Raw genomic sequence first — 15,950 nt, 5'->3', positions numbered from 1 at the left:
ATCACGAAAAGATGGATTCCGGTTTGCTTCGCGTGGTGCGCACCTCTACAACTTTCCCGGCACAGCCATTGTCGCCCTTCGCCTGGAACATTACCGTAACGCTGTCTTTACCTGATGTTACGGCCTCAGGAATATCGTAGGTCACATAGAACACGTCGCCAATCTTGTTCATATGAATTCGCTGCTCACCAATGAGTGTTCCATCCACGGTAATGGCGAATTGTCTGTCATATAACGTACCTTCCCGTCCAAACGTGGAATGATCTCCGCCCCAATAGGCCACACATAGATAATTGGTTGCCTCACGATCCACTGCCAGTTGGTAACTGAAGTAAGCCCCACTGACACCATAAGCCTCTCGCCACATATGCAACTTCTTACGGCCATCTGTGGTTGAACCGTTGTGGTGCTCACCACGGCAGTTGCTATCCAGTTGATGTCCAATCTCATCCTGCTGACCGTCAGCCTGGACCCTGTCGATCGTGATATCGTTCAACTCTTTCTCCAGCGCATCTCCTTCATCGTTAAACGGCCAGTACACGGTATAAAATTCGTGATGCACATCATAGAACGGAATGAGCTTCACGGCTTCGCCTGTGGAAGTAACATCTTTGCTAAGTTCAAATGTTAACGTGTCTGCATCCACAACCTTGATCCACTCTCGTACATCATCCTGCTCCGTCCAGATCACAGGTACAGGTGCAGTCTTGGGATTCAGCGCTGTTTCGTCTACAATCGTATCCTCCGGAAGACCCTCGTTTCCTAGTGCACCAGCGAGTACTATCGGGCCGTACAGGAATGCCACTTTGTGGGAATCATCCCGGGCAGTGTACTGGCGGAGTGACATCGGCAGTGTGATGGTGATGACATCGCCCGCTGTCCATGTGCGGTCGATGGAAAGATAACCGGGTTCCATCCGTGTATACGGATGTTCCATATCCCCGTTAACTGTTGCCGTCATTGGCTCTTGCAGCCATGACGGCACACGTAATCTTAGATGAGCCGAGGCGTTGCCTCCGGTGATCGTCAGGGTTACCTTTTCCGAATAAGGAAAGTCGGTTTCGAGCTTCAGGGATATTCCCTGAGACGTCCAATCCAGCTGGGAAGCGATATACAGGTTGACGTACAGGTCCTGTTCATCTTCAAAATAGATCGCCTCGGCATATTTGCCCGGGTTCTCCATACCTGATCCTGTGCAGCACCACCAGGCGGTGTCGTGAGTCCCATAGATTTTGTAGTGGCCTTGCAGCGTTGATGCAAAATACGTTTTGTTCCCCGTATCCGGGTCCTGCGTGCCAAGGATGTGATTATAGATGGCGTTTTCATAATAGTCCATGTAGGCGCTATCATGATTCCAGGCAAAGAGTTGCTTCGTTAGATGTAACATGTTGTGAGTACAACAGCTCTCTCCTGTTTTGATGCCCAGACTCTCCATACCCTTTGCTTCGTAATGCTCTGAAATGCTCGTCGCACCAAATACATAAGAACGATGATGCACCGTGGTGTTCCAGAAAAACTCTGCCGCTGTCCGATAACTCTCATGGGTATGGTCCTGGTTGTAGATTTCGGCTGCACCGATCACTTTGGGAATCTGGGTATTGGCGTGTTTGCCTTGAAGATCATCCTGCTTGTGCTCCAAGGGTCTCAGGATCAAATGATGAGTGAACTTGTCAGCGATCTCAAGATATAAGGCTTTGCCTGTGATTCCATACAAATGTGCAAATACTTCATTCATGCCCCCGTGTTCACTTTGAAGCATTGTCTGCATCTGTTCTTCTGTCATCGGGAGCAAACCTTCTACCGCCCAGTCTGCAAATCGAGTAACTACATCAAGTGCCTGTCGGTTGCCAGTGAGTTTATACGCATCAATCAGGCCGCGATAGATTTTGTGCACACTGTACCAGGGAACCCAGTATTCACCGATATTGAATCCACCGATATTCTCTGCTCGAAAAGCCATGTGAAAAGGTTCTTCGGACAAACCACCGATATACCCGCTCCCCGTGGTCTGCTGGATTCTCGCCAGTTCGGTAACCGCATAATCCAGTCTTTCTTTTAACGTGATATTCCCGGTTGCCTGATACGTCACAGCCAGGGCAGACAGATAATGTCCGAGGGAATGTCCGCTGATGGTACGTGCCTCCCAACCCGCGTAACGCTCTTTTCGGGCAGGTAAACCATGAGCTTCGAAGCATGGAGCCAGGAATCGATCAATATCCAGCGATAACAGGTAACGCTCCCCCACCTCTTGTGATGTTTGGAACACACCATTTAACAGATCTACATGTTCCGGTCCCAGAAATCCTTTTTTCGTATCAATCATGACACTCACTCCTTCTCGGGATGTAATATATAAGTTGAACTAAAATTTATTTACACTGACACTACGATGACAGAATAACCTTCCAATCGCTGTTACCCCCAGATTTTTTGATTCCCTTTTCCGAAGGGGAAAATCCGGGGATAAAGGCGAACGCTCCGCTTTTTCAGGTTTTTTCTGTCCTCTCCGTTATCATGTAAATGATTAGTTCAACTTATATAGATATAGATATCCATTCATTCTTGAGGGGTAAAATCCGTGTTCTGTTCCATATGACTAATACTCATCAATCTACTTTAGAGCTTGAATAACCCCATAATATCAAATAAAATACAATTACATCAGACTCATAATCCAAGAAAAGGTGGATAAATCCGTCCTATGCAAAAGCCACTGGAACATTACCTGTGCGGCAAGTTCATATCCGAAGGCAACTGGAGCCACATGAGACGCAGCATGCCTGTGCATGAGATCATTTTGATGCTGGAAGGTGAGATGTACATCGCGGAGGAAGAGGAACAATATGTAGTTCGTGCCAACGATCTGTTGTTTCTGCGCGCCGGTCGCACCCACTATGGCTACCAGATCAGCGACGCCCCCGTGAGCTTCTACTGGGTTCACTATGATGCCATGTTGCCAGAATTCAACCGGTTTAGGACACATGCCACCATCCAGGTACCTTCCATGGCCAATCAGTTATTCAAGCAGTTGCTGCATGTGTCAACCTTCTCACCAGAAGAAGCCGACGCTGCTTTGTTACTGTTGTTCAAGGAGCTGGAGCGCAATATAGAGGCGGATTATCGCCCGCATAATGCGATTGTAGACCATATCTGCAAGTGGGTGGACATTCATCTGCATACAAACATCACGGTGAGTCAGATTGCGGAAAATTTTAATTTTAACAAAGACTATATCTCCAAAATGGTGAAACGTGAGAAAGGTACTGGACTCAAAACCTATATCCTCACAGAACGTATTCGCCGGGCAAAACAATTGCTGCTGAACACCAATGCCAGTGTAAAAGAAATTGCCGGACAGTGCGGCTTCTCCGACTACAAGCTGTTCCTGCGCATGTTCAAGCAATACGAAGGCAATACGCCAACCGAATATCGCAATCATCTGTATTCCACACAGCTCAATCGCTGATGCGCTTTGATCTATAGAAATGACTGAGTTAACTATAGAAAATTTGAATGAATCGGATTGAATCCGTTATGGTAAAATGCAAGAAAACTATATTCCATACTTAACCCATAAGAGAAGAGGAATTATAAGATGACAACGGCTGCCGTTACGATTCACCCTGCCACAGAAGCAGACCATCCAGAGATTGTAGATATCCTTATTGCAAGTTATGCCGAGTATCGGGAGACTTTTGAGCAAAATGAACGATGGGAGGCCTACCTAAAAGATATTCGAGAGTCTGTGGTTAATCCGTATCTGACACAATTATGGATCGCAAAGATTGATGATCAAATTGTTGGTACAGTCCAATTATTCGAAACAGCGCACAGGGCATATCCAAACTTTGAATTGCCGATCGATTATCCGTTTATTCGGCTGTTGGGTGTTGATCCAAAATGGAGAGGTCACGGGATTGCCAGAGTATTGCTCCAGCAATGCGTAGATTCTGCCAAAGACATGGGCAAAAATACGGTGTATTTATATACGGGCGGTCAGATGGTCAATGCCATCCGGTTATATGAGCGTTTTGGATTTACAGAGGATAAGGAATTCAGCTCCGAGAGTGACGGGGGCAAGGCGATCTGTTACCGTTATGATTCCTAGTGGAGGTTAACAGCTACACGGGATCAGGGAGCAGAGAATGAAATGTAAAACAGACCGATCATCTTCATGACGGTCTGTTTTACATTTATAAATGATCAATCAACATTTGAAATGACACTTCGCTACTGATTTTTTAACCGCCAATCTCCACCAAAATCTTCGCATGGCTCTTGTCGCTCATTAACAGCTCAAGCCCTTCCTGCACGATATCGTCCAGTTTGATTTTCTTGGTGATGACCTGTTTCACATCGAGCGACCCTTCAGCAATTAATGAAATCACTTCAGGGAAAATGTGGCGATATGCCAGCGTTGCCGTTAGATTCGCTTCTTTGACCAGAAGATCGAAGAAGTTCACTTGAAGCGGATTTGGAATCGCTGCGATGACAACAACTTCTCCACCTTTTTTGACAACCGCAATGGCGCTATCCATCGTTGGCTGCACACCTGCTGCTTCATAAGCCACATCAATACCGCCCGATTGTTGCAGGATCACCTCTGTTGCATTGACTTTGGCACTGTTCACCGGAATCGCTCCCAGCTTGGCTGCCAGGTTCAAACGTTCCTCAAATACATCGACTGCATAGATCTCAGAGGCTCCTGCTGCTTTGGCAGACAGAATGGTCAATAATCCAATTGGGCCCGCTCCGTATACGGCTACTTTGTTCCCCACTTTCAGCTTGCTGTGACGAACCGCGTGAAAAGCTACTGCTGTAGGCTCTACGAGCGCGCCTTCTTCGAAAGTTACGTTATCCGGGATGGGATGAACCATGTATGCTTCAACAACAACATACTCCGCAAAACCACCATCACCATTCAGTCCAACGAATCCAAATTGAGTACACTGGTTGTAACGTCCCTTGATACAGTACTCACATTTTCCGCAATGGTACAACGGCTCAACCACAACTCGATCCCCTACACTGATACCGCTTACATTACTCCCCAATTCACTTACGGTTCCTGCAAATTCATGACCCAGTGTCAACGGTGCTTTCTGTCCTGAGAGCGGATGATTCTCGCCTTCTTGAATCCCCACACCATGATGATAGGCATGCAAGTCACTGCCGCAGATCCCTGCATATTCCACTTTGATTTTGACCTGACCCGCTTGAGCGACCGGAACTTTCCGTTCTTCTACACGAACGTCTTTATGGCCGTACCATACTGCTGCTTTCATGAAGTTCATCCCCTTTGTATGATTGTCTATATATTATATCGCTGTTCATGTATTATTCATATTTATAGATACTAATGTTAACATTAGTTGTATTAATGCTAAACGGAGATGAAATCATGAATCTGGAACAGCTCGAATATGTCGTTGAAATTGCGAAAACGAAATCATTCTCCGCCGCCTCGGAACATCTACATGTCACACAATCGGCGATCAGCCAATCGGTGCATCGTCTGGAGAAAGAATTGGGTATCATCCTGTTCGAACGCTCGCGGCAGGGAACTCATCCCACTCCCGAAGGCAAACAATTCATTGCCAAAGCACTGGACATTTTACAGCGGATTGATGAATTAAAATCCCTGAACGCCGAAGCCTCCTCTCTTAGCGGAGAGCTTCATGTGGCTACCTTTCCAAGTGTCATGCCTTATCTTGTCCAGTCTGCTGCGGATATGAAGCGTGAGCACCCGCAACTTAACATCTCCATTGAAGAGAAAGGGTCCATGGAAATTATCGAAGATATTCGCAATAACAAAACCCATCTGGGCTTTATCGCGATCTATGCGAAACAATTGCGGGAATTCGATGGACTTCACTTCAGTCCCATGTACTCGGGTAAGCTGGTCGTCGGTACTCATCACCTGTCTGAACTTGCCAAGCACAGCCGTGTTTCACCTGATCAATTAAAAGAACACAAGCTGGCACTGTATCGAGATGGTTTCATCGAAGACTTCATCAAGGAATTCACCTATGATCATGGACCTCTGTCCATTCTGTTTAAAACAAATAATTCAGAAGCCATCAACATGGTGTTAAGAAACGATATTGCCGCCACGATTGGTCACGACTTTTCCTTTCACCAAAATCCCTTATGGAAAGAAGGTCTGGTGAAGATGGTAGAGATCGCTGGAATCGATCAACCGAAAATGCAAATTGGCTTCGTGCAGACGGAGTCCAAGGAGTCCGCCGTAGCCGCAGAACGATTCGCCCAACGCTTCAGACAGGCGATAGAGCTGGATCATTTAAAAGTTTAAATCTAAAAAAGTGCTCCACCCTTTGAAGGAAGTTTGGGATGAACACCAACTTCTCCAAGAGTGGAACACTTTTCTGACTATCTCTTGCGTTACTATTACTACACCTTACTCAAACTATACTTTAACTTTTCGTACGGCTTCACTCATCTCGTTCGTCTGCCGCTCCAGCATGGTGGAGGTTTGCGCCACCCTGTTGAACATGGCCGACTGTTCACGCATCAAGCGATAGATATCATCCGAATGATCCGACACCCCGGCTGAGATCTGCGAGATCGTATTGACGGAGGCTGCGGCCTCTTCCGAACCTGCCGAGATTTCCTCTGCCGCAGCGGAGACTTCCTGAATGCGACTGGTTACCAGTTGGAACGCGTCAACTACATGAGCGAAAGCTTGCTCCGCTTCTGCGGTAATTGTAACCCCTTGTCCAATCTCGGTTGCAGTAACCCCCATCTGTGAGCCAATCTGCTGTGATTCTTGTTGAATACGAAGCAGCAAGTCGGAGATCCGTTCCATGGATGTGCTTGAGGCCTCAGCAAGCTTCCGAACTTCATCCGCCACAACCGCAAAACCTTTGCCGTGTTCTCCTGCATGTGCTGCCTCTATGGATGCATTAAGCGCAAGTAGCTTCGTCTGACTCGCAAAGTCACGAACCGTGTGCAGGGCACCACCAATTTCCTGGGAGTAGTTGTTCAGCACCTGAACCATCGCTACAACTTCACTTGAGACATTTGAGATGCTCTCCATCTGTGTTTTCATCAGTGTCATGCTCTGTTTACCGCACTCCGCCGTAGAAAGCGCACTTGATGCCGCATCCGATACAACCATCGAGGATTCGGATATATCCGTTATGCCTTTTGCGATCTCTTCCATCGCATGCGCGCTATCGCTTGCACCCTGCTTCTGCGTATGTGCACCCTGCCTAATCTGTTCGACAGATTGATCAACCGTCTTGCCCATCTCAAGCATCTCTTCGGTACTACGATTAAATTCCTTCGTTGATTCCGATAAAATATCTGTGGTTACTGCTACGCCTTCAACCATGTTACTCACAATCTTATTCAAGTTACCAGACATATGTATCATCGCTTGATATGTTGTTCCAATCTCATCTTGGCTGCGCAAACGATACGACGTCAGAATTTGATTCGCTTCTGCAAGCTCACCCTGTGCCATTTTTTCCACACTCGCCTTCAGCGGTTGAAGTGGTCGCAGTCCTCTTACGATAAACCACGTGACAACAGCAATGCCTATAAGTGTAATCAGTAGCAATAAGGCATAGAAGGGAATACTCGATTTCATTATATTTGACTCAATGCTTCCGATCACCGATACTGCCGTATCGATACCAATTACACCTGTTACAGCGCCATTACTATCCAGCATGGGAGCGTAAGAGGAAATATAGTCGCCGTACTCCTCATTGTTAATAATCGAAGAACTGGCTGTTTGCCCCTGTAACAGCTTCTGCACAGCCTCCTGAGGGACATCCGTAACTTCATTAATCGGTGAGGCTTTATCTGCATCCTTCATACCATCCACCATAATAAGTGGCGTACCTTTGTCATCTATTTTGACGAAATACACATACATTGCACCAATGCTTACGCGAAAGTCATCCAGTTCATCACGAATCTTCAAGAATTCGTCATTCTCCTTGGGGTCCTTGGCAAACTCGGCATAAGATGCTGTATCCAGCTGATTCACATAACTCTGAGCAATCTGGATGTTGTAACTCGAAATGGCCTCCTGCGCAGCTAGTTTCATATTGGCCACCTGTAACAGCATGCTTCCAATGGCTATAATCGTAATGACCAGTGTGACTACTGCAACAATGCGCACAACCAAACGTTTTCTAAAAAAACCAATCATCCGCTCCTCTTCCTCTCCCGTGAACCCAAGCCTTTTTGACTAGGCGCTACCCAAAAAACACATGCTTGAAGCACTATGTATGGGAAAATAGTAAACGAATATGTCGAATTAGGCAAGAAAATATTGGGTTTACATAAAAACGCTATCATGGCCGTGGTACCTTTGTTCATTGGATCAGTATTAGGAGTTTTGTGTATACACTACTGAGTTAATAGGGATCTCGGATTGGCTTATTGATTTACCAACACATATACCAATACTTTTTTTATTCATTAACGAACTTGAGATTTGTATTGAAACCACTTCTATTGAAAATTCTTTATTGTCAGGTGTTCGTACAAAAATATAATTATTGATTCGCTTTTTAATTTGATCATGGCTCAGATTATCAAGATCAGGATTGATTCCCACTAAAATAGTGCCATGTTCTGACGATTCAAAAATATCTCCAACATTCATTAATTTATACATAATTACAATCCCTTCTCCTTCTATCTATGTTGAATATAAAGTTCGTTTTTTACATCCTTTACACGGAGATCTGCATTTTTCAATCTCGTAATCGCATCTCTGAGTAGTGTCATTCTCTCTACAGAAGTTAACTCTGGGGCAAATCTCGCCGCTCTTATACTGGCTTGTGCTTCGTCCAACGCAAAATTTCGCGCATACGTTGCATCGTCAAGATTATATAATTCGAAAGCTTTTCCGCTTTTAAACGCTTCATAATGTCCAATAATCTCATGAGCTATAGTACCATCCCACTGTCTTTCGATTTCGAAAAACTGTTGTTTCAAGATGTTATTCATCAGAAAAACATGATTCTGAGCTGCTGCAAATTGTTTCGAAACAGATATCAACTGTTCAGGGAAATATAACAAAAACAGATCTTCCAGTTCCGAAATAAGATCGTTCCCTTAGTGCATACAAAAAAACACCCCGGCGCAAGCGCCGAGATGTCATGTTGTTCTACATTTGTATACTACCCATTCATACTAAACTGTTTGTTTATTCGTCCTTCTGAATCGAATTAGGGACCAGATAATCAGCAACGCAAGCACGGCAAGACAGATACTAATGCTGAACCGATTACCTTCATCAAACACAAACATCACCGCAATTACACTAAGACATAGTACAACAACTCCGGTTATATAAGGGAATCCCCAAACTTTGAAGGTCGGTTGAACCGGATATCTCTTCCGCAGTTTCAACTGTGATGAGGCAATACAGATCCACACAAGGATTACGACAAACCCCGGAACTGCGAGCAATACGCGGAACAGTTGATCCTGCGCGAACAGGCCAAGCAAGGAACCTCCGAGCAAAACCACTGAGCACACCAGAAGTGTGTTAACAGGGCTACCATTGCGATTGGTCTGTGACAATGCCTTCGGAGCTTCCCCACCCACTGCCATGGAGTGCATCATCCGGGATGCACCATAGATCCCTGAATTCGCAGCAGACAGAACGGCAGTCACCAAAATAAAGTTCATTATGTGTGCTGCTCCCGGCAGTCCCGTGGATGCAAGCACCTGAACAAATGGACTGCTCTCCGGCCCGATCTCATTCCATGGGATAAGACCACAGATGATGAGAATCGGCAAGGTGAAGAACAGAATAATTCTGAGCATGAAATTACCCACGATTTTGGGCATAACCTTTTCTGCATTTTCCGTCTCGGTCAGGGTCAGACCAATCAGCTCCGATCCCCCATAGGAGAACATGACCACAAGCAGTGCCGAGAAGATCGATGACCATCCGTTCGGGAAGAATCCGCCTGCTTGCGTATAATTTTGCAGATATGGCGTGTTATCACTCGGGATAATGCCAAAGATCAATCCTGCACCCAGGAAGATAAAAATAATGATCATGGCAATTTTGATCCCGGCCAGCCAAAACTCAAATTCCCCAAACACACCTACACTTAACAGATTAACCAGTATAATGAACGCCGCACAAGCCAGACTCAGCATCCACAGCGGTACTTCACTGAACCAATACTGCAAAAAGCTCCCGGCGGCAATCACCTCAATGACACACACCGATAACCATAGAAAGCAGTACATCCATCCCATAACAAAGGATACTCTGCTACCAAATGCCTCCTGCACGAAGTCTTTCATATTTTTGTTCTTGTACACCGTAGCCATCTCCGCCATCGCGGCCATAACAACCAGCAGCAATAATCCGGCAAAAATGTACGTGACAATAACGCCCGGACCTGCGAGTCCAATCGTCTCTGCACTGCCTTTAAAAATTCCCGTTCCAATGACACCACCCATAGCCATAAAACTGATGTGTCTTGGTTTAAGCTTCTTCTGTAGTGTTCCTTCTGTCTGAGCCAATTCAAGTCCTCCTGATGTAAAAAACGTCTGTAATGCTGTCTTGTTTCATAGACATAATGTCCAGTATACCCTATTGTCCATCAATCAGCCCAGAAGTTCCTCATGGCCAATTCATCCCAAACATATATGGACATAACCTATGTTTTATACCCCACAATGGCACGAAGCAATCTGTGTACAATCCAGGTTAGCAAAATGTACCCTGCCCCATAGATGAACCAAGCGCCTATGTTACTACCCCATGTTGAAAGATCACTCGCGATATACAACAAAGGCAGCATAAAAGATATAACCAGCGCTACCCAGAGTCTAAACCAATTGGCAAAATAACTGCATACTCCAAGCATCACAGCAATGATGGGACATAACACCAAGACAGCAAACAGCGGATTCATATGATCGAACCACCAGTAAATCATGTACGACTCCCTCCACATTCTTCGTCACAAGGCCACGTTGTTTTAATGCGTATTATTGAGTTTATTCTACTCTTTTTCCATCTCTTAAAATGTACGATATGTTGCAAAATTAAAAAACCAGCGTCCTGTAAAAAAACAGAATACTGGTTTGTCATGTGAATTCATTTAGATTTTTTTCGTCATAAACGTGCTGTTCGGGTCCAATACATAATCTGCGAATGGTTCGCAATATTCAAATCCGAAATCTTCGTACATCTTCCTTGCCGGGATAAATGAATCCATTGAACCCGTCTCCAGACTGATTCGCTTATAACCACGGTCTGTGGCAACCTCCATAATATGTGCCAAAATTTTTCTCGCTACGCCTTTTCTCAGATGAGCCGAAGCGGTACGCATCGATTTCAACTCTGCATGCTCCGGATTCAGTTCTTTCATTGCCCCACAGCCCATCAGGTCTCCCGCTTCCCATGCGCACCAGAATGTAATTTCGGGCTTCTTGAGTCCATCCAGATTCAACGCATGAATACTCTCTGGAGGCGAATCTGCTGCCATCCCTTGCAAGTGCTCCGCAATTAAAGCCTTAACTTGGACTCCACTCAAATCATCCACTTTGATCTCCATAACGTACCACTCCCGCCGACATTTTTATTGGTTTTATCACTGAATGTATATCAATCATTTCATCTTACTACCGTGTTAGGTTTTATGACAAGAGGTTACTTATATCCACTGAAATACGCTATTGTGATTCACCTATAATTTCCAGTATGATGAGGCTATCATATGCCAAAGGGGCGAGGTCTATTGCGAAATATACATAGAGTTAAACGTGGAACTAAGGTGAAGCAAGCTTAACTTAATTTAAAGGAGAACCCTATGACACTCACTACGGATAACCTGTTTTATAGCAAACGATTAAAGATGACGCCACCACGCTCTGAAGACGTGCAGACCATGCTGCAATGGAACGAAGACCCGGAGTACCTTCGGAATGTGGATACTGACCTGGCCATTCCCTATTCGGAGAAACAGTTGGAGGATGAGGGCGAAACGAAGAACAAGGAAGTTTACTTCAGACTTCGCACGCATGAAGAGGATACGCTGATTGGTTTTGTCGTCATTCATGGCATTGAATGGAACAACCGCTGCGGACAGCTTGCCATTGGCATCGGACTTGCCAAACATCGCAACAAGGGATATGGCACGGAAGCGTTGAATCTTATTTTACGATATGCGTTCCATGAGATGAATCTGGACCGAGTTGGTCTCGATGTCATCGCCTACAATGCCAAAGCAATCCGTTCCTATGAAAAGGTTGGTTTTCAGTTGGAAGGTCGTGCACGCTCAGCTGTATATCGTGATGGTAAGCGTTATGACCGCTTGATGATGGGAATCCTAAGACCAGAATGGGAAACACACAATCAGATCCATACGGAGGGTGAACAAGTATGACCAAGAATGCAGAAGTTACTGCGTTTATTGAACAGATTCAGATCCCCTGGCAAGTAGAAATCGCTGAACAATTGCGCCAGTTAGTGCATGATACCATCCCTGACGTACAAGAACGCGTACAATACAAGAAACCTCATTTTTTGAAAAACGGAAAGTACGCTGCGGTCATCTCGCCTTCCAAACAAGCCATGTCTTTCACCATCTTCAATGCAACCGGACTCGATCTACCCGATGGGATATTTGAAGGCCCGGAAGAACGAAAAACGATCAAACTCAAGGAAAAAGATACGCCGGACTATGAATGGTTGGCTGATTTGTTAAAGCAGGCATCTGCGGAATTGTAGACGGGTCTAGTAAAGAGGCACATACGCCGAAGTAGTAACTTAGGTAGTAATGTGTGAGTGGTAATGTGCGGTTGGAGTGTATGGGGTGAGTTTGGGTTTGGGCCAAGCGCTAACGAATCGGACACACCTTATATCGCCGTTTTAAAAACATATGAAATTCTAACGAATCTCAGCAGTCTTAATACAGAAACCCCCTTCGATTTTCTTCGAAAAACCATGACAATTGGAGAAATAGAGTGGCTAAGATTCGTTAGAATCCTACACTGCTGGAAATTCGCCTAATAAGATGTGCTAGATTCGTTAGACTGTGTTAGTACGACAAGCCGCCTCTGCACGTAGATAAAAAAACACCCTAATGTCTCTTTGGTTGACCATATAGCATAAACGACTGGCTGTAGCAAAGATATCTCACATCCATCCTGCGCAGGGCAAAGGGGCATCCCATGAAGTTCCAAGAACTTCGGGATGCCCCTTGGTTATAGTCTGTCTACTACTGTCATTCCAACCTTAAAAGCGGTGTAATATCATAATAAGATGACTGCTTATAATTGCTTTTATTATGTTTTATACTAGCTTCCACCATCAAGATTGCTGGTACGATACGGCGGTCATCTGACACGGCTCACATATGAACATGTAATACATACCCTCACCATATTTCTCAACCTCGCCCCAATCCAGTTGTGCGACAGCCTTCATTCTCGTGGAACAGCGTGGACATGTTGGGTACTCCGCATCTTGAACCCATCCTGGATGGCCGCCGACCTGAGATAACGATGGCTCCATCGCCCACTCACTGGCATGGAATGCATGACGCGATGCATTCGCAATCCGAAACTGCCGGCCAACATCCGGTGCAAGTTTACCATAGTCGTCCAGGTCAATCTCGTCCATTCCCATAGGCATGACATTATGTGAACTCCATAACGGTTCCCCTGCCGCGTCCATCTCCATGTAAACCACACCGTAACTGCTGCATATCACGCAAGTCTGTATCTGAAGTTGCTGGGCATGCCAAGACACGTCCTTCAGAGCGGGATGCTTAACATCCAGACTAATTAAGGTGGTTAACGCATTGCCACACCATGGACAGCAATTGGTGCTAGGGTTCAGCATCGATAGTGAACTTCCGGTTAACTCCACGTTAGGTCCTTCATTCTCTTTTACTTTATAGAGTGAATAACTTGGGGTGGTGAATAATTCCCTACGCTGCCCGTCTTTTGTAAGCTCCCAACCAGCTTCAGTGGTGTAATGCTCAGGTGCCACGTATAATTCGTTCGCCCAAGATGGCGGAGACTGTCTCCACTGCCGTAACTGCTGCACGACAACATCATCTCCGATATGGGCCAGCATGAGCAATATGTGGTTCCGATTCTCATCATCTGTGTTTACCTGCTGCAAGAGATGATCACGAACCTCACCCGAGGCACTTTTATACAAAATGGCAGGATAATAGATCTCCTGTTCCAGCAGCTCAGGAATTTCGGCAGTCAACGATATATCATGGTAGCAGACCAGATATACCAGAATGTCTTTGCCCGTATCTTCATCACCTGTACGAATCCGTTGCATCGCGTAATCCTTCATCTGATCTTGTTGCTCTACAGACAAAGATAGATATACCTGTTCCTCGGATTGTTCATAGGGTGTATAACGAATTAGTGGATCGCGAACCTGAGGTTTGTGAATGATTTTCAAAATTTCGACCGGGTCTGTGATACCTGCATACAAGTTCACGTCACGTCGATTCGCTTCAATGTATCTCTGGCGCTCCTCGCGTTCCATCTCCTGCTTGCAAGGCATGCAATAACCACCCGTTTTCGCCGCTGTTGCTGGTAAAATGGTATTTGCACACCCTTCCCGTATACACGGAATTCGTTCTGTCATGTTCCAACCCCCTCTACTATCTGCTCGCTTCATCATGCCATGGAAAACACGCCACAATGTGACGTGTTTGTCCCTTACTCATATTTCAATACTGCCTGTCTCGAAAAGGAAATGCGAATCAGTGATGTCCCAACTGGTCCTTGGTGAATTCGTAAAAAGCAAGCGCATCTTCACTGCTGGCAAAGCCTGCCTGAGCCATCTTTTCACTGCCCCCACCTTTGCCTTGATAGGCTCCAAGATTACCTTTGAAGAAAGGTCCACAAGCCCATTCAGGCGGTTGGCCGTTCTGTGCCAGAACTACTTTGGCCTCCGAGATGCTCACAAAGAGTACAAGCCCCTCATGGTCTGCCGTCAGCTTGGTAGCAAGACTCTGCATATCCTTGAGCGATTTGTCTTCAAAGACCTGAGCAATTACCAGCCCTTGCCGAGCGGCCAGAAGTTCCTCCGCATAATAGGCATCATTGGTTGTTTTCACTGCATTCAATTCGGTTTGCAGCTGCTTTTGCTCCAGCTCCATTTTCTCAATGCGCTCCAACAATTCGTCCTTGCTGGTCTTTAATTTAACCATGATGCTGTTGAGCACATTTTGTGTAGCTGCGAATTCATTCAGCGCCCTTGTTCCACATTTGAAATAAATGCGGGTGCCGCCCTTCACTTTTTCGGTTTTCAACAGTTTGATGATCCCAATCTCACCCGTCGCCGACACATGCGTTCCACCGCAGGCGTTATACTCCACACCCTCGATCTCGACGATGCGAATGTCCTCCGTTACCGTAGGCTGCTTCACCAGTGGCAATTGTGCCGCCTCTTCTGCTGTAACCCAGGACGTGTTGATGCGAGCGTTACGATAGATCTGACGATTCACTTCTTGTTCAATGGCGGTTAATTGACTCGCTCCCAGTTCAGCCGAAGCCACATCAATCGTGTCATACTCCGTACCGAGATGGAAACTGAGGGTCATCGCTTCAGTCAGATTTAGAGTGATTGCCGATAACAAATGCTGACCCGTATGCTGCTGCATATGATCGAATCTTCGCTCCCAGTCAATCTCACAATGTACCTCGTTCTGCTCAGGGGCGCGTTCCAGCTTATGCCACACCTCGCCATCTTCAATGTTCACATCCAGAACAGCGATGCCGCCAATTCGTCCCAGATCACAAGGCTGTCCGCCCCCATGCGGGTAAAAAGCAGTCTCCGCCAGCGTGACATATACGCCATCTTCCTTGTCCACTCTGCCTGTAATCGTTGTATGCCACTCTCTTGTGTAAGCAGAGTCATAATAGATTTTTTGCGTCATTGAATCATCCCGATCCCTTCTCGT

General features: G+C 45.9%; 15 protein-coding genes. 5 read left to right on the top strand and 10 right to left on the bottom strand.

Annotated elements, in window-relative coordinates; genetic code table 11:
- Position 1: 1 nt before the first annotated feature.
- Positions 2-2,323, bottom strand: coding sequence for a beta-L-arabinofuranosidase domain-containing protein (locus EL84_RS11125; RefSeq protein ID WP_047841742.1), 2,322 nt, complete (start codon positions 2,321-2,323; stop codon positions 2-4).
- 378 nt (positions 2,324-2,701) lie between these two features.
- Between EL84_RS11125 and EL84_RS11120 the strand changes: the two genes are divergently transcribed.
- Positions 2,702-3,466: a helix-turn-helix transcriptional regulator gene (locus EL84_RS11120; protein ID WP_152682999.1), complete on the top strand. Its 765-nt coding sequence runs from the start codon at positions 2,702-2,704 to the stop codon at positions 3,464-3,466.
- A 129-nt stretch (positions 3,467-3,595) separates the two neighbouring features.
- The gene (locus EL84_RS11115) at positions 3,596-4,108 is read left to right on the top strand and encodes a GNAT family N-acetyltransferase (RefSeq protein WP_047841741.1); all 513 of its coding nucleotides are present in this window, start codon (positions 3,596-3,598) and stop codon (positions 4,106-4,108) included.
- A gap of 133 nt (positions 4,109-4,241) precedes the next feature.
- Here the strand turns inward: EL84_RS11115 and EL84_RS11110 are convergent, their stop codons facing one another.
- Positions 4,242-5,285: a 2,3-butanediol dehydrogenase gene (locus EL84_RS11110; RefSeq protein ID WP_047841740.1), complete on the bottom strand. Its 1,044-nt coding sequence runs from the start codon at positions 5,283-5,285 to the stop codon at positions 4,242-4,244.
- A gap of 116 nt (positions 5,286-5,401) precedes the next feature.
- Between EL84_RS11110 and EL84_RS11105 the strand changes: the two genes are divergently transcribed.
- Positions 5,402-6,313, top strand: a complete 912-nt coding sequence (locus EL84_RS11105; protein WP_047841739.1) for a LysR family transcriptional regulator — start codon at positions 5,402-5,404, stop codon at positions 6,311-6,313.
- Between the two features lie 114 nt (positions 6,314-6,427).
- Here EL84_RS11105 and EL84_RS11100 read toward each other — a convergent pair whose 3' ends face one another.
- The 6 genes from EL84_RS11100 to EL84_RS11075 all read right to left on the bottom strand — a co-directional run bounded on the left by EL84_RS11100 (position 6,428) and on the right by EL84_RS11075 (position 11,567).
- Positions 6,428-8,182 (bottom strand): methyl-accepting chemotaxis protein, encoded by a 1,755-nt coding sequence (locus tag EL84_RS11100; RefSeq protein ID WP_047841738.1) that lies wholly within the window; start codon positions 8,180-8,182, stop codon positions 6,428-6,430.
- Positions 8,183-8,362: 180 nt separating this feature from the next.
- On the bottom strand, positions 8,363-8,653 hold the full coding sequence (locus EL84_RS11095) for a hypothetical protein (protein ID WP_047841737.1): 291 nt from the start codon (positions 8,651-8,653) through the stop codon (positions 8,363-8,365).
- Between the two features lie 20 nt (positions 8,654-8,673).
- Positions 8,674-9,060, bottom strand: coding sequence for a hypothetical protein (locus EL84_RS32135; RefSeq protein WP_047841736.1), 387 nt, complete (start codon positions 9,058-9,060; stop codon positions 8,674-8,676).
- A 114-nt stretch (positions 9,061-9,174) separates the two neighbouring features.
- On the bottom strand, positions 9,175-10,527 hold the full coding sequence (locus tag EL84_RS11085) for an amino acid permease (RefSeq protein ID WP_076253463.1): 1,353 nt from the start codon (positions 10,525-10,527) through the stop codon (positions 9,175-9,177).
- A gap of 137 nt (positions 10,528-10,664) precedes the next feature.
- Positions 10,665-10,946 carry a hypothetical protein gene (locus tag EL84_RS11080; protein WP_036606188.1) on the bottom strand — a complete coding sequence of 94 codons (282 nt, stop codon included), beginning with the start codon at positions 10,944-10,946 and terminating at the stop codon, positions 10,665-10,667.
- A 165-nt stretch (positions 10,947-11,111) separates the two neighbouring features.
- A complete protein-coding gene (locus EL84_RS11075; protein WP_047841735.1) occupies positions 11,112-11,567 on the bottom strand; it encodes a GNAT family N-acetyltransferase in 456 nt (151 codons plus the stop codon).
- Between the two features lie 255 nt (positions 11,568-11,822).
- Between EL84_RS11075 and EL84_RS11070 the strand changes: the two genes are divergently transcribed.
- The gene (locus EL84_RS11070; RefSeq protein WP_174806482.1) at positions 11,823-12,398 is read left to right on the top strand and encodes a GNAT family N-acetyltransferase; all 576 of its coding nucleotides are present in this window, start codon (positions 11,823-11,825) and stop codon (positions 12,396-12,398) included.
- Positions 12,395-12,742: a DUF1801 domain-containing protein gene (locus tag EL84_RS11065; RefSeq protein WP_047841734.1), complete on the top strand. Its 348-nt coding sequence runs from the start codon at positions 12,395-12,397 to the stop codon at positions 12,740-12,742. The genes EL84_RS11070 and EL84_RS11065 overlap by 4 nt, the downstream gene beginning before the upstream one ends.
- A gap of 582 nt (positions 12,743-13,324) precedes the next feature.
- Here the strand turns inward: EL84_RS11065 and EL84_RS11060 are convergent.
- Entirely contained in the window at positions 13,325-14,629 is a 1,305-nt protein-coding gene (locus EL84_RS11060; RefSeq protein ID WP_047841733.1) for a hypothetical protein, read from the bottom strand.
- A gap of 118 nt (positions 14,630-14,747) precedes the next feature.
- Entirely contained in the window at positions 14,748-15,926 is a 1,179-nt protein-coding gene (locus EL84_RS11055) for an alanyl-tRNA editing protein (protein ID WP_047841732.1), read from the bottom strand.
- Between the last annotated feature and the right edge of the window lie 24 nt (positions 15,927-15,950).

The organism is Paenibacillus sp. VT-400, from assembly GCF_001029205.1.
In the GTDB taxonomy this organism is placed as follows: domain Bacteria; phylum Bacillota; class Bacilli; order Paenibacillales; family Paenibacillaceae; genus Paenibacillus; species Paenibacillus amylolyticus.
This window is presented reverse-complemented; position numbering and strand designations above follow the sequence as displayed.